Raw genomic sequence first — 15,392 nt, 5'->3', positions numbered from 1 at the left:
GACGCAAACGAAGTTCAGGGTCAAGCATCACGATCAACCTGCCCTAACGGAACCCCGCCATTGAAGCTCGGCATGCAGCAAGATTGACGGCGTCGTTTCGCCGAAATCCGGCTCGCGGCTTAGCCAACTGACTGCCGCATCGGCAATTTGGACCACGGGTTGTGCAAAGGTCGTCAGATCGTACGAGGTCCAGCTGCCCTGTTCGATGTCATCGAAACCGATGATGCATAGTTCGCCGGGTACGTCGATCCCGAACTTGTGACGTGCCGCATCCATGAAACCGCAAGCGACCAGATCAGTGACGCAAAAAACTGCATCGGGTCGCTTGGCACCGGTCATGATACGCTGCGCCAACACGACACCGCTCTGATATGAGGTCGGTCCATACCGCTCCACCTTGACTTCGATACCGTGTTCTCTGGCAGCGCTCAGGAAGCCTTCCTCGCGCGCCATCAGGCTTGGCGTCATTGCCGCGGAATTTGCAAAAGCGAAATCGCGACAACCGGCCCTCAGGAATGCGAGTACAGCGAGTCTTGCGGCTTCACGATCATCCAGATTGATGCGTAAAGGCCCGTCTTGCTGATCATCGCGATTGATGAGAACGAGACGCTGCCCGTTGCGAAGACACGTATCCGTGATCGATTTGTCAGGCATGCCAGAAAGGATGACCGATGCGTCAGCCCGGTAGCGGATTGCCTGCTTCAAGGCTGCCTCGACACTTCCGTCAGTCCGGTCGGTATCGATCAGCATTGCGACCTTACCTGCGGCTTGCAGCCGTTCCGTGAGCGCACGGATCAGGGAAGAGCGATAGGGCGTACTGAGATCTGAAACCACAAGGCACACAATCCCGCTTTCGTTGCGCATGAGACCACGTGCGAGCTGATTGACATGATATCCAAGCGCCTCGGCTGCCTCCGTGACGCGTCTGCGCGTATCGGGCGATACGCTGGCACCGGGCGTGAACGTGCGCGACACGGCAGAGCGCGAGACGCCAGCGTGCTCGGCCACTTCTTTCGCGCTCACAAAAACCTTGCGTTCCTTCATCACCCCTCACCGCTTCCAACATCAGCAATGCCATAAGATTGCAAAGCTGTGCAACAAAATGATGTCAGAGAGCGATCCCTATCATGGATTTTCATATCATTAATGATTGACATCCCGCTTACCATGAGGAACTCTTTGCACACGCTTGCAAAGCGTGGGGCGTGGAGGCGCCTTTCAAATCTGGGAGGAAATTATGGGTGCAGCGCATATTGCAGCAGCCGGTCTTTTGGCTGGTTTTGCCTTTCATGCAGGCACGGCCTTGGCGGCTGGCGACCTTAATCTCATATGCTCGGCAGATGTTGTTATCTGCGAACAGATGAAGGGAATGTTCGAGAAGGAGAAGGGAATTACCGTCAATATGGTTCGCCTGTCCTCAGGCGAGACCTATGCAAAAATCCGTGCAGAAGCGCGAAACCCGAAAACCGACGTCTGGTGGGCCGGCACCGGTGACCCGCACTTGCAGGCCGCATCTGAAAATCTGACGCAGGAATACAAGTCCCCAATGCTTGACCAACTTCAGGATTGGGCGAAAAAACAGGCGGAAAGTGCCGGCTACAAGACTGTCGGAGTTTATGCGGGCGCGCTTGGATGGGGTTACAACACCGACATCTTCAAAACCAAGGGCTACGCTGAGCCGAAGTGCTGGGCGGACCTATTGAACCCTGCCTTCAAGGGCGAAATCCAGATTGCCAATCCGAACTCATCGGGCACAGCCTATACAGCCCTTGCCTCGCTCGTACAGATCATGGGTGAAGACAAGGCGTTCGAGTATCTCGGCAAGCTTAACGCCAATATTTCTCAGTACACGAAGTCCGGGTCCGCGCCTGTGAAAGCTGCTGCCCGCGGAGAGACGGCCATTGGGATCGTCTTCATGCATGACGCCGTGGCCCAGATCGCCGAGGGCTTCCCGGTCAAGGCAGTCGCTCCTTGCGAAGGAACCGGTTACGAAATTGGCTCAATGTCGATCGTCAAGGGCGCCCGCAATCTGGAAAACGCCAAAATCTGGTATGACTGGGCACTCACCGCCGAGGTGCAGTCGCATATGAAGGATGCCAAATCCTTCCAGCTCCCTTCAAACAAGAACGCGGAAGTCCCCAAGGAGGCTCCGAAGTTCGAGGACATCAAGCTGATCGACTACGACTTCAAAGTCTATGGCGACCCCGAAAAACGCAAGGCGTTGCTGTCACGCTGGGATAGCGAAATTGGCGCAAAAGCCAACTGATCGCTGAGGTCTTAGAGGCGCCATTGGGAGACCTCGGCGCCTCCATCCACCCGATTTGACGTCGCCATCTGGAAGCGTGCGATCACGTGCGCGTTCATGGCATGCTATCAAAGGGCACTGCAATATGGATTACCGCAACCGGCGACTGGACTTCACGCTCTGGCTTGGGCTCGCGGCATTTCTCCTGCTGCCATGGTATCGCATCGAGAGTGGGTTTTATGCCTTCCGATGGGTTGCAGATTATCCTCTGGCGCCATCCGCATCACCGGCACTGCTGCAGGTCTTCCTGCACGGCAAATTGTGGCTCGCCTTCAATCTTACCCTCTTCCTCGCCTCATGTGCTGCACGCTTTATCAACGATCCGACGCTGCGTGCCCGGCTCCTGTGCTGGTCTGGATTGCTCGGTCTGTTTTTTCTTGCTTTGCAGGGGCTTGCGATTGGCATCACCGGTTGGAACTGGACGATCGCTGAAACGCTTTTTGGCCAGATCTCTGACGGCCAGCCATCAATGGGCGCCGGCGCCGTACTCGCTGCAATCTCCTATGTCCTTATTTTTTCATTTGGTCTCGCTGAACGTGGCGCGATGAAGGGCGACGCCTTCATCGTTGCGACAATCTCGGTCCTTATTTTCCTCGTCGTGGTTTTCGTTTTCTATCCGATCGGCAGCATGTTCGTTGGCGGCTTCCAAGATTTTGATGGCTCCTTCAATTCCGATGGTTTTTTTCGCAACGTCACTGACGGCTCAATCTGGAGCCTAGGCTGCATCACCGATGGATCGCGTTGTGGTGTTGCCTGGCGTACCCTCGTTCTTGCGATCATGACCGCCAGCGCGTCGACATTGCTTGGTCTTGCGTTTGCCCTGGTTGCGACCAGAACCCGCTTTCGGTTCAAGAAGGGGCTACGGCTTCTAACTGTTCTGCCGATCATCACGCCACCATTCGTCATCGGCCTTGCCCTGACCCTCCTCTTCGGCCGAGCGGGCATCGTCACCATCACACTTTCTGATCTCTTCGGGATTGAGCCAAGCCGATGGCTTTACGGTCTCACCGGTATCTGGATTGCCCAGGTGCTCTCGTTTACACCGATCTCGTTTCTAGTCCTCATCGGAGTTGTCGAGGGCGTTAGTCCTTCGATGGAGGAAGCCTCACAAACGCTACGGGCCGGGCGCTGGCGTACCTTCTGGGCAGTGTCGCTGCCTCTGATGAAGCCTGGCCTTGCCAATGCCTTTCTGATCGGTTTCATCGAAAGCATGGCTGACTTTGGAAACCCACTGGTCCTCGGCGGCAGCCACGGCGTCCTCTCAACCGAGATTTTCTTTGCGGTCGTCGGCTCACAAAATGATCCATCGCGCGCCGCAGTCCTCGCTATGATCCTTTTGTGCTTTACGCTCACGGCTTTCATCGCCCAGCGCTTCTGGCTAGCCGGGAAGAACTTTGCAACGGTGACCGGAAAAGGAGATTCCGGTCAGCATGCAGCCTTGCCAAAGCCGGTCTCTATTCTCGTTCATGTCATCGTCATTCCCTGGATGGCGTTCACGGCTGTCGTCTATGGAATGATTGCGTTTGGTGGCTTCGTCAAAACCTGGGGCCTCGACAATTCACTTACCCTTGATCATTACCGGCGCGCTTTTTCCTTCTCGGTTGTAGATGGCGGCGTCGCCTGGACTGGCGTGGCCTGGAACTCGTTCTGGACGACAATGGAGATTTCGCTAATTGCGGCGCCCCTGACCGCAGCGGTCGGTCTTGCGACCGCCTATATCATCGTGCGACAGAAATTTGCGGGTCGCGAGCTGTTCGAGTTCGCACTGATGATGAGCTTCGCCATTCCGGGCACTGTGATCGGCATCAGCTACATCATGGCCTTCAACTTGCCGCCATTGGAAATGACCGGCACGGCTTTGATCCTGATTGCCTGCTTTGTGTTCCGCAACATGCCGGTTGGCGTACGCGGCGGTATCGCGGCCATGTCTCAACTGGACAAGAGCCTCGATGAGGCCTCTATGACCCTGCGTGCCAACAGCTTCCGGACCATCCGACACGTTATCCTGCCGCTGCTGCGACCCGCGATCACAGCAGCCCTCGTCTACTCCTTTGTCCGCGCCATAACGTCGATCAGCGCAGTCATCTTCCTTGTTAGCGCGCAATACAACATGGCGACATCCTACATCGTCGGACTTGTCGAGAACGGCGAATATGGTGTGGCAATCGCATATTCCTCAATGCTCATCGTCGTGATGATCGTCGTCATCACCGGCTTTCAGCTCGTCGTCGGCGAACGTCGCTTGCGACGCGAAAATCGTGTGGCGGGCATTTCGTCTGCTCAATCGGAAACTCTGGAGAAAACGGCATGAACAATCGCCCCGGCTCGGTAACCTTCCAGAATGTCAAAAAGCAGTTCGGTGCCTTTACCGCCATCCACGATCTGTCATTGACCATTGAACCAGGAACGTTGGTGACGCTGCTTGGTCCCTCTGGTTGTGGTAAAACCACCACGTTACGGCTGCTTGCGGGGCTTGAACATCCAACCGCTGGCAAGATCATAATCGGCGGCAAGGACGTCACAATGCTGCCCGCCAATGAGCGCGACGTCTCCATGGTCTTCCAGTCCTATGCCTTGTTTCCACACATGTCGTCACTGGAGAACGTCGCATACGGACTGGTTTCGTCGGGGCTGCCGAAAACACAAGCGCGGCAGAAAGCTGAACACGGCTTGGAGCTCGTCGGTCTCGCAGGCATGGGGAGCCGGCTTCCTGCGGAATTGTCTGGTGGCCAACAACAGCGCGTTGCGGTCGCTCGCGCTCTTGTGCTCGAGCCACAGGTCCTTCTCCTTGACGAACCTTTGTCCAACCTCGATGCGCGTCTGAGAAGGCGTGTACGCAAGGAAATTCGTGACCTGCAACAGCGCCTGCAATTCACTGCAGTCTACGTCACGCACGACCAGGAAGAAGCGCTTGCCGTATCCGACAAGATTATCGTGATGAAGGACGGCAACATTGCACAGGCAGGAAGTCCGCGAGACCTCTACGAGGCGCCCGCGTCGGCGTTCATTGCCGACTTCATGGGGGAGGCAAACGTCGTCGATTGCAACGTCCAGGACGTCGATGGCGATAGCGCGATCATCCGTATCCAGGACCTGATCCACCGTGTTCCGAGCCGTCGCGCCAGAACCGGGCCGGCGCGCCTTGCCGTCAGACCCAACGCCGTGACCCTGTTTGAAGGCAAGGGTGATTTTACTGGGCATGTCACTCATGCGGCCTATCTTGGCGATCACATCGAGTACGAGGTTGAAACAGCGAGCGGAAAGCTTTTCGTTGTTGATTCCGAAGTCGAACGCCCCCTCGCCCCGGCAACAACGGTCGCCATTGGCCTCAAGCCACATGGCATCGCGCTTATTTTCGAACAGTAATCAGACGGATGATTTGAAAAATGTCTATTGCAAAGGCTCACCTCGAACCAAGATTTAGTCTCGCGAAGGAAGTAGCGGACGAAGCCGGTAAGCTGGCGCTCGAGTATTTCCGCAACCGTGAAAACCTTGTCATCGAGACAAAACGCGATCTGCAGGATGTCGTTTCTGTGGCGGACAGGACCGTTGAAGAACGAATAAAGGAGGGAGTACGCCTCCACTTTCCGGAAGACGGGTTCCTAGGGGAAGAATACGGGCTCACGCAAGGCGTTTCCGGATACACCTGGGTCGTCGACCCGATCGACGGGACCAGCCCTTTCGTCAACGGAATGCCGAACTGGTGCGTTTCCATAGCGGTGCTTTTCGACAATGAACCGGTGATCGGTGTCATCTCGGCGCCTTGCCACGACGAACTCTATGCGAGTGCGTTCGGCATGGGAGCAACTTTGAACGGCAAAACCCTCAGGCTTGACCCGTCGCGCAATATCCGGAACTCGGTCACTGGCATTGGCGCCAACAATCACGTCACCCCCGCCTTCGTCGCTCGCATCGTCGAAAACCTTCTGGAGGCCGGTGGAAACTTTATCCGCAATGGCTCAGGTGCATTGATGCTGGCCTATGTCGCAGCTGGCCGGCTTGTTGGCTATTACGAACCCTACATGCACGCTTGGGACTGCATGGCCGGTTTCTGCCTGGTGCGCGAGGCCGGTGGATGGTTCCACACCTTCCCAACCGATGGCGACCGGCTGACAAGAGGTGCACCGGTCATTGCAGCCGCACCCGGCGCGAAAGACGATCTTTCTCGGATCGCCGGACTATGAGCTCGCAATGACGCCTGCTTGCGAAAGAATGACGGAGGCTCTTCGCTCCAGCACTTTCGTTTCAATCGTTCTGCTTTCTGTTGCATTTCTGTTGGAGTTCGCTTTTAATCAAACGGTTAACACAGAAGGACAGGCCGCAGCCTGATCGAGGAGGATCAACTGCGGTAAATAACTGTATCTTTTATGGTTTTCGAAACGGGAGGAATCACCTTGAAAAAAATGAGCTGCCGCCTGGCTGCGGCATCCGCGCTTTCGTTTTTTATCGCGTCAAGCGCATTCGCTGCCACTGAAATTCAATGGTGGCACGCCATGACCGGCGCCAACAACGAAGTCGTCGACGCATTGGCCAAAGAATTTAACGAGAGCCAGCAGGACTACAAAGTCATGCCGGTTTTCAAGGGAACATATCCTGAGACGCTGAATGCTGGCATCGCAGCGTTCCGCGCTAAACAGCCCCCAGCCATCATTCAGGTTTTCGATGCCGGTTCGGGCGTGATGATGGGGGCTGCGGGCGCAATCAAGCCAGTTGCCGACGTACTGAAGGAAGGTGGGTACACGTTCAACAAGGACGAATATCTGGCTGGCATCGTCGCCTATTATTCCAAGCCTGACGGCACGATGCTGTCCTTCCCCTACAATTCCTCTTCACCGATCCTCTATTACAACAAGGACACCTTCGAAAAAGCTGGCCTTGATCCCGCTAAACCACCAAAAACTTGGCCGGAGGTTTTTGAGGCTGCGAAAAAGATCAAGAGCAGTGGCGCCTCTCAATGCGGTTTCACCTCGACGTGGCTCACATGGATCCAGACCGAAAACTTTGCGGCCTGGAACAATGTTTCCTATGGCAGCAATGAAAACGGGCTCGGCGGAACGGATGTTAAACTCGCGGTGAACGCGCCTCTCTTCGTCGAGCATTTCCAGGCAATTGCCGATCTCGCGAAGGATGGAACCTTCCGATATGGTGGGCGCACATCCGAAGCAAAACAGCTCTTCATGTCCGGCGAATGCGGGATCCTGACAGAATCGTCGGGTGGTCTCGGTGATATCATCAAGACAGGCATGAACTACGGTATCGGACAACTTCCCTACTATGAAGGGCATGGTCCGCAAAATACCATTCCAGGTGGCGCAAGCCTCTGGGTCTTTGCAGGCCGAAGTGACGCCGAATACAAGGGCGTTGCCGAGTTCTTCCATTTCCTGTCCCAGACGAAGATCCAGGCACGTCTGCATCAGGTCTCCGGCTACATGCCTGTGACGATTGCCGCATACGAGGAAACCAAGAAGTCCGGTTTCTACGATAAAAATCCTGCCCGTGAGACCCCGCTTTTGCAGATGATGGGCAATCCGCCGACAGAGAACTCCAAGGGTGTACGTCTCGTGAACCTGCCGCAGGTCCGTGACATCATGAACGAAGAGTTCGAGGCGATGCTGGCCGGTAAACAGGATGCCAAGGCAGCGCTCGACAAGATCGTCGAACGTGGAGACGCGGCTATCAAGCAAGCTGCAGGCAACTGATCTGATCTCCACATCCGCCCGCTCCTGACAGGTGCGGGCGGCGTTTCACCTCATCAGGAGATCACCTTGCAAAGCGTAGTCTTCCCGAACAAGATTCTGCCCTATCTGTTGGTCGCTCCACAGATCATCCTCACAGTAATCTTTTTCTTCTGGCCGGCGAGCCAGGCTCTTTACCAGTCGACCATGCGTGAAGACGCATTTGGCCTCAGTAGCAATTTTGTCGGGTTCGCCAATTTCTCCGCCGTTCTCTCTGACAGCAGCTATCTTAATTCGCTACAGGTGACTGTTATATTCAGTGCCTTGACTGCATTCGTATCTATGGGCTTTGCCCTTTTGCTCGCAACGGCTGCTGACCGTGTCGTTCGTGGCAGGGGCCTCTACCGTACGATGCTGATCATGCCCTATGCCGTGGCACCTGCCGTTGCAGGCATGTTGTGGCTTTTCATGTTCAACCCTGCCATGGGCACGTTTTCCTACATCCTTCGACGCAACGGGATTGTCTGGGATCCGCTGCTGGATGGAAATCAGGCAATGCTGCTCGTCGTCGTTGCTGCCGCATGGAAGCAAATAAGTTACAATTTCTTGTTCTTTGTCGCTGGGTTACAAGCAATTCCTAAGTCATTACTTGAGGCCGCCTCAATCGATGGTGCTCGTGGTACCAGGCGCTTCTGGACGATCGTCTTTCCCCTTCTTGCACCCACGACATTCTTCCTTCTTGTCGTCAACACCGTCTATGCTTTTTTCGACACCTTCGGCATCATTCACGCAGTCACGGGAGGAGGTCCCGCGAAGGCAACGGAAACTCTCGTCTACAAAGTCTATAATGATGGTTTCGTGAACCTGAACCTCGGTTCTTCCGCTGCGCAGTCTGTCATATTGATGGTGATCGTCATTGCCCTGACTGCATTCCAGTTCCGCTTCGTTGAAAAGCGCGTGCACTACGGCTGAGGACATCACATGATCGAAAATCGACCTATAGCGCGCATGATCGCCCATCTGATGCTTGTTATTGGCATCCTGATCGTTGCGTTTCCAATCTATTACACCTTTGTCGCTTCATCGATGTCGTCGTCCGATATCATTCGCCCGCCAATGTCGCTTCTGCCTGGCGATCAGCTTGGAGAGAACTATAGCGATGCGATGGCCGGGGGCGTCGAAAGGGTGGTCGGCGTAAGCCTGGAACGCCTTCTCTTCAATAGTTTTGTCGTTGCAGTCGCGATTGCAGTTGGCAAAATCGTGATTTCCTTCCTATCGGCATTCGCCATCGTGTTCTTCCGGTTCCCGTTTCGCATGGGATTTTTCTGGATGATCTTCATAACCCTCATGCTTCCGGTCGAAGTGCGTATTCTGCCGACCTACAAGGTGATCGTCGATCTCGGTCTGATTGACACCTATGCTGGGCTGACATTGCCGCTGATGGCGTCGGCGACCGCGACCTTCCTCTTCCGCCAGTTTTTCCTGACCATTCCAGGTGAGATGGTTGAAGCTGCACGAATAGACAACGCCGGTCCCTTCCGGTTCATGCGCGATATCCTGCTGCCATTATCGAAGACGAACATCGCAGCACTGTTCGTGATCCTGTTCATCTACGGATGGACACAATATCTGTGGCCACTCCTCGTCACAAACGATGCGAAGATGAACACCATCATTATCGGTCTCAAACGTATGGTGGATTTCACCGACGCGTCGACGCCGTGGAACTATGTCATGGTGACAGCAATCCTTGCCATCATCCCCCCAATCATTGTCGTAGTGCTGATGCAGCGCTGGTTCGTCAAAGGCCTCGTGGAGACCGAAAAATAATGGCTAAAATTGCGCTGAGAGATGTCCGCAAGGTTTATGGAAGCAATATCGACGCGATCAAAGGCGTCTCGATGGAAATCGACGATGGTGAGATGATTGTTCTCGTCGGGCCGTCCGGCTGTGGCAAATCAACCTTGCTGCGCATGATCGCCGGACTTGAGAGTATATCAGGTGGCCAGATCATGATTGACGGTCGGGTGGTGAATGACCTTGAACCATCTGACCGCGATATAGCCATGGTTTTTCAGAACTACGCGCTTTATCCGCACATGACGGTGCGGCAGAACCTTGCTTATGGCTTGAAGAACCGGAACACCCCAAAAGACGAAATAGATCGCCGCATTGCGGAAGCCGCAAAGGCACTTGAGATCGAGCAATTTCTCGATCGAAAACCGCGGCAATTGTCCGGCGGGCAGCGCCAGCGCGTAGCCATGGGGCGCGCCATCGTGCGAAAACCGGCTGCATTTCTTTTCGATGAGCCACTGTCTAACCTCGATGCGAAACTGCGCGTACAGATGCGCGTCGAAATCAGACGCCTCCAGCGCTCACTGGCGACCACAAGCGTTTACGTCACCCACGATCAGATGGAGGCCATGACGCTGGCAGACCGGCTTGTGGTTTTGAATGCCGGTCGCATTGAACAAATTGGTACGCCGATCGAATTGTACGAAAAACCGGCGACAACGTTTGTCGCGACATTTATCGGTTCGCCTTCGATGAACTTGCTGGACTGCAGCAGATCTTCGAACGGGAGTTGGTCACTTTCCGACACCGTGACCCTCTCTGGTGAAGCCGCAACGCTCGGCATCAGACCTGAGGACATCACGCTCGCGGGAAGTATTGACGACCCGGGCCTGACTGCGACGGTCAGCGTCGATGCCGTCGAACTGGTCGGCGCAGAGAGCTACGTGCACGCATCTTTTTCTGACGGCGTCACGATTGTTTTCCGTGTTCCCGGCAGATCACAGATCCGGATTGGGGAGACGGTTACGATTGCAGCACAGATGAAAGACTTTCATCTGTTTGATCGAAGCGGCACGCGTCTCTAACAAAGCTGTAGCTATAAAAACGCCCGCGGGAAGCGGGCGTTTTCGTTGGCGCGGATCCGAGCGTTTTCAGAAAGGAGAGTCCGGGAAATAGAACTGCTCGGCATTGTCCTTGGTGATCAAGGTTGCGTCCAGGATGTACTCGCCACTGACAGGAACCTGGTCGTAGAAATGACCTGCTGTGAGCTCCATCGCCGTCGCAACCATTGCCGGCGGATAGAGAACGTCGACAGGGATCAGCTTATCGCCATCCATGACCTTCTTGATCATATCCTTGGAGCCTGCACCGGCCACCACGTACTGGATATCCGTGCGTTTTGCCTGCTCAATTGCCTGCAGCACACCAACAGCCATGTCGTCGTCCTGGCACCATACGACGTCGATCTTCGGATACTTGGTGAGGTAATCCTGCATCACGCGGAAAGCATCATCACGGTTCCAGTTGCCATACTGGCGATCCAAGACCTTCACGTTTGATCCCGCAATACCCTTGTCAAAGCCATCCTGGCGTTGTTGATCGATCGGGATCGGCAATCCGCGAATAACAACCACTTCTGCATCAGGCGTGGTCTTCTTGATATATTCGCCCGCGACCTGGCCGAGTGCCGGGTTATTACCGGCGACGTAAAGGTCACGGATGGAGTTGTCGTTCACGCTTGGTGCCCGATCCACCAGGGCAACAAATGTGCCCTTGTCCTTGATTTCCTTGATGGCATTCACAAGCGGATCAGGATCTGAAGGCAGGACGACCAGTGCATCAAGTCCTTGCACAGCAAGATCCTGCAGCGCGTTTGCCTGGTTTGCAGCGTCTGGCGACGTTTTGACGATGACGTTTAAACCCGGATGTTCGGCCATCAGAAGTTTTGCGACACGCTCTGCATGATAAACAACGCCAGCCGTCCAACCGTGGTCGGCTGCAGGTATCGAAACACCAATGGTGACCTTCTTGTCCTGGGCCTGGGCCGCTCCGGTGAACGCCACGGCGAGCGCAGCAAAAGCCACACCAATGAATTTTCTACGCATTCTCTCTCCTCCGAAGATCAGGGCATTCCTCCTCTACGCACCGCGCCTGCCCCAGAACTGCACGGTTGTATTTTTTGGTACGGCTCACATCACCGACGGCTCAAAGAGCGTTGCACCAGCATGGCTATGATGATTATCGCACCCTGAATGGCTCCGATCAGATACTCGCTGACGAAGTTCGACAGGATCATGATGTTCCCGACGATCTCCAGGATAAAGGCGCCGCAGATCGTTCCCCATATGCGGCCGACACCGCCTCTGAGCGCAGTTCCGCCAACGACGACTGCGGTGATGGCCTGCAACTCCCAAAGCATACCCGTCGTGGCAGAGGTCGAGGCAAGGCGCGGCACGTAAAGCAGGACAGCAATTGCCACGCAGAGCCCCTGAACGACATAGGCGACAGTCCGCACGCGCGCGACCGAAATGCCAGAATAACGCGCGACATCCTCACTCGAACCGACAGCGATAAGATGTCTGCCGTAACGGGTACGATAAAGCACGAAGGCCGCAATCGCCGCGGTGACGAAAATGACGATTATTGGCACGGGTATTCCGGCGAAGCTCCCGAAATAAACCGGCCGGTATAAGGTCTGGATTTCCGGATTGCGCAGGGTGATCGCACCACCCTGCGACAACCAGGTCGTCAAGCCGCGGTATATTCCCATCGTGCCGAGCGTCGCGATGAACGGCTCTATTCGCCCAACAGTGGTAATGAGGCCATTCACCAACCCGCACGCGGCTCCAATGGCGATGGCAAGCAGCATTGCCGCAATGAGCATCATCAACGGATTGGCAATGGCTCCACTGTTCATAAACAGGATCATCAGACTTGCGACAAATGCAACCATCGCACCGACTGAAAGGTCAAGTCCTCCTGACGTGATGACATAGGTCGCACCAAGCGCGATGATGGCGATGAACGCGCTTCTGGTCACAACGTTAAGAAGATTGTCTATACCGATGAAATTGGGATTGGCGATGGTGCCGAGCACCAGCAGCAGAGCCAGTGCAACGAATGGTGCAACAGCTCGCAGGTCCCAGTCTTTCGATGTTTTGGGCGTCTTGCCTTTTTCGATTGCAGCCTCGGTCATTTTCCCCCTCAAGCAACCTTATCGCTATGAACGCCGGTCGCCAGCGCGACAATCTCGTTCTCGGTCATTCTATCGCCGCTGACTTCTCCAGCTATCCGTCCTGATCGCATGACAAGAATACGGTCGCATATGCCGATCAGTTCAGGCATTTCCGATGAAACAACGATGATTGATCGTCCCTCCTCCGCAAGTTCTGCGATGAAGCGATAAATCTGTTCCTTGGTGCCAATATCGATGCCCCTCGTTGGTTCATCGATGATGACAATCGAAGGATCGAGTAACATCATCTTGGCCAGGAGCAGTTTTTGCTGGTTTCCGCCCGATAGCTGACCAGCGAGCAGGTCTTTACGGCCCGTTCTAATGTCAAAATCCCGCACTGCATTGTCGAGCGCAGCATTTTCGCGCGTTTTATCGATCCGCAAGAAACTGCTGAACCGTTTGAGCGACGCGAGTGTGAGGTTGATCCGGAGATCCTTGCCGAGCAGCAGTCCCTTCCCCTTTCGATCCTCACTGAGGTAGACGATGCCGGCTGCGAGACTATCCCTGGCACTGGTAAAATGCGCGGGTTTGCCCAGGTGTCGAACCGCGCCACGGCCCGGTCGAAGTCCAAGAACCCCTTCCATCAGTTCGGTTCTGCCCGCTCCGACAAGACCGGCAAACCCTAAAATCTCGCCTTTGTGCAGCTTGAAGGAGGCCGAACTCACAAATCCTGGCACGGCAAAATCGACCGCCTCCAGCACGGCTTGCTGCTCTTCGGCTGCGATCCGGTCCGGATAAAGCTTCGCGACATCCCGGCCGACCATCAGCCTCGCCATATCAGCCGGTTCCAAATCAAGGGCCGAGTGCGAAGCAACAAGCTTACCATCGCGAAGCACGGTCACGCGATCGGCAATCTCTTTCACCTCGGGCAGACGATGCGAAATATAGAGGACTGCGACACCCTTTGCCCTGATTTCACGAATGACATTTAGGAGTGCATCTGTCTCAACCGGCGTCAGACTTGCGGTTGGCTCATCGAAAATTACAACGCGGTGGGGAACAAGCAAAACGCGGGCAATCTGGACCAGTTGCCGCTGGGCGATCGAGAGGCTACCGACTAGCGCGTCGGGATCGATCTGACCACCCAATCCGCTAACAGCATCGCGAGCACCCGCCCGCATTGCACGGTCATCGACGACAGGGCCTTTTACGAGTTCCCGTCCAAGGTAAATGTTCTGAGCGACTGTCAAATCTGGTGCGAGCAGGATTTCCTGATGGACGAGAACGATACCACGTTCTTCCGCGTCGACCGGTCCAGTAAACGAAACAGGAATGCCATCTATTCTAATCTCCCCTGAGCTCGGCTTTTCATTGCCTGCCAGGAGCTTCATCAGTGTTGATTTGCCTGCGCCATTTTCGCCGATAATGGCGTGAACCTCGCCAGCGCGAACTTCAAGACTAATTTCTCTTAAAACCTGGACAGGGCCAAATGACTTCGACAGACCCGCAGTTTCAACCACTGGCGGTACGGACTGAACACCCGTTGATACCATGGAGCGTCACCCGTCCAGACAACAGACAGGCGTCGACACTATTTCCAACCGAAAATTTTTGATCATTATCGAACTCCTCCCAAAGCTCGAAAATGAAGCTAGCGCCCGATTTGAGGTACGTAAAGCAAATTTCGTACATCTATTCGGATACACTTAAATTTGAACAGTATTGTCCATCGACATCGTATGTAGAGAGCTGATCAAGCCGTGGGGTAGCGTTTGAAGCTCGTCAGGAGGCGGTTAACGGCCACGGCGCCTTCTTGTGCTAAATCAAAGCGCTTTCCGAACAACAACCAGTCAGAGCACATACCTTTGATGAGCCAGTAGATTGCCCCGAAGGCGGATGTCGCGGTCCAGTTTTCATTGAAAGCGCCTGCTAACTCAAGCCTTTCGAACACTGACTTCAGGAGCGACTTGTGGCGGCTGTCCAATTCTTCCTGAGCACGCAGGACGGGTGCGAATTCGTCCGAATAATTTGTCCGCAGGGTGATCGTCATGATGCGCTGGCGTTGTTCATCACGTGAGAGGAGTGCCAGCCAGCTGCAGCACGCCTGCTCCAGCCGCGCGAACAGATCGCTGCCGCTCAAATCGGGATCGCCTAGATCTAGGAGATCAGCCTCCGGTAACGAAACCGATTCGTAAAGCCCAAGGAAAAGGTCGACCTTGCTGGAAAAATGCCAGTAAATCGCACCGCGTGTTACGCCGGCCGCCGCAGCAACCTCATCAAGCGAACTGTTCGCCACACCTTTTTTGAAGAATACCAGTTCGGCAGCAGCAAGGATCGCCTGACGGGTCTCTTCTGCTTCTGCTTTGGTTCGTCGCATCGTGACGCCTCCCTCATCAAAAGCACGGCGCGTATGCGCGCCGTACTTCTTGTTGGACATTGGTGT

13 protein-coding genes are annotated in these 15,392 nt (G+C 55.0%); 8 read left to right on the top strand and 5 right to left on the bottom strand.

Features of this window, described 5'->3' with window-relative positions; all coding sequences use genetic code 11:
• Window positions 1-33: 33 nt before the first annotated feature.
• Window positions 34-1,044: a LacI family DNA-binding transcriptional regulator gene (locus FY156_26960; protein UXS05073.1), complete on the bottom strand. Its 1,011-nt coding sequence runs from the start codon at window positions 1,042-1,044 to the stop codon at window positions 34-36.
• A 193-nt stretch (window positions 1,045-1,237) separates the two neighbouring features.
• On the opposite strand from FY156_26960, the gene FY156_26955 reads away from it, so the two are divergent.
• The 8 genes from FY156_26955 (at window position 1,238) to FY156_26920 (ending at window position 10,859) form a co-directional block, all read left to right on the top strand.
• Window positions 1,238-2,266 carry an ABC transporter substrate-binding protein gene (locus FY156_26955; protein UXS05072.1) on the top strand — a complete coding sequence of 343 codons (1,029 nt, stop codon included), beginning with the start codon at window positions 1,238-1,240 and terminating at the stop codon, window positions 2,264-2,266.
• A 124-nt stretch (window positions 2,267-2,390) separates the two neighbouring features.
• Window positions 2,391-4,616 carry an iron ABC transporter permease gene (locus FY156_26950; protein UXS05071.1) on the top strand — a complete coding sequence of 742 codons (2,226 nt, stop codon included), beginning with the start codon at window positions 2,391-2,393 and terminating at the stop codon, window positions 4,614-4,616.
• Window positions 4,613-5,671 (top strand): ABC transporter ATP-binding protein, encoded by a 1,059-nt coding sequence (locus FY156_26945; protein ID UXS05070.1) that lies wholly within the window; start codon window positions 4,613-4,615, stop codon window positions 5,669-5,671. The genes FY156_26950 and FY156_26945 overlap by 4 nt, the downstream gene beginning before the upstream one ends.
• 20 nt (window positions 5,672-5,691) lie before the next feature.
• Complete coding sequence (locus FY156_26940; protein UXS05069.1) at window positions 5,692-6,489, top strand: inositol monophosphatase; 798 nt, start codon at window positions 5,692-5,694, stop codon at window positions 6,487-6,489.
• Window positions 6,490-6,708: 219 nt separating this feature from the next.
• The gene (gene ugpB / locus FY156_26935; GenBank protein ID UXS05267.1) at window positions 6,709-8,004 is read left to right on the top strand and encodes a sn-glycerol-3-phosphate ABC transporter substrate-binding protein UgpB; all 1,296 of its coding nucleotides are present in this window, start codon (window positions 6,709-6,711) and stop codon (window positions 8,002-8,004) included.
• Between the two features lie 66 nt (window positions 8,005-8,070).
• Entirely contained in the window at window positions 8,071-8,952 is an 882-nt protein-coding gene (gene ugpA, locus FY156_26930) for a sn-glycerol-3-phosphate ABC transporter permease UgpA (protein ID UXS05068.1), read from the top strand.
• 9 nt (window positions 8,953-8,961) lie between these two features.
• Entirely contained in the window at window positions 8,962-9,810 is an 849-nt protein-coding gene (gene ugpE, locus FY156_26925) for a sn-glycerol-3-phosphate ABC transporter permease UgpE (protein UXS05067.1), read from the top strand.
• Window positions 9,810-10,859 (top strand): sn-glycerol-3-phosphate import ATP-binding protein UgpC, encoded by a 1,050-nt coding sequence (locus tag FY156_26920; GenBank protein UXS05066.1) that lies wholly within the window; start codon window positions 9,810-9,812, stop codon window positions 10,857-10,859. The genes ugpE and FY156_26920 overlap by 1 nt, the downstream gene beginning before the upstream one ends.
• A 66-nt stretch (window positions 10,860-10,925) precedes the next feature.
• On the opposite strand, the gene FY156_26915 is transcribed toward FY156_26920, so the two are convergent.
• From FY156_26915 to FY156_26900, 4 genes are all read right to left on the bottom strand, one after another.
• Window positions 10,926-11,879, bottom strand: a complete 954-nt coding sequence (locus FY156_26915; GenBank protein ID UXS05065.1) for an ABC transporter substrate-binding protein — start codon at window positions 11,877-11,879, stop codon at window positions 10,926-10,928.
• A gap of 89 nt (window positions 11,880-11,968) precedes the next feature.
• Window positions 11,969-12,970, bottom strand: coding sequence for an ABC transporter permease (locus tag FY156_26910; protein ID UXS05064.1), 1,002 nt, complete (start codon window positions 12,968-12,970; stop codon window positions 11,969-11,971).
• 8 nt (window positions 12,971-12,978) lie between these two features.
• Entirely contained in the window at window positions 12,979-14,502 is a 1,524-nt protein-coding gene (locus FY156_26905) for a sugar ABC transporter ATP-binding protein (GenBank protein UXS05063.1), read from the bottom strand.
• A gap of 200 nt (window positions 14,503-14,702) precedes the next feature.
• Window positions 14,703-15,326 carry a TetR family transcriptional regulator gene (locus tag FY156_26900; protein ID UXS05266.1) on the bottom strand — a complete coding sequence of 208 codons (624 nt, stop codon included), beginning with the start codon at window positions 15,324-15,326 and terminating at the stop codon, window positions 14,703-14,705.
• Between the last annotated feature and the right edge of the window lie 66 nt (window positions 15,327-15,392).

This window comes from Agrobacterium tumefaciens (assembly GCA_025559845.1).
GTDB lineage: Bacteria > Pseudomonadota > Alphaproteobacteria > Rhizobiales > Rhizobiaceae > Agrobacterium.
The sequence above is the reverse complement of the archived record's forward strand: the minus strand, read 5'-3'. Positions and strand labels throughout refer to the sequence as shown.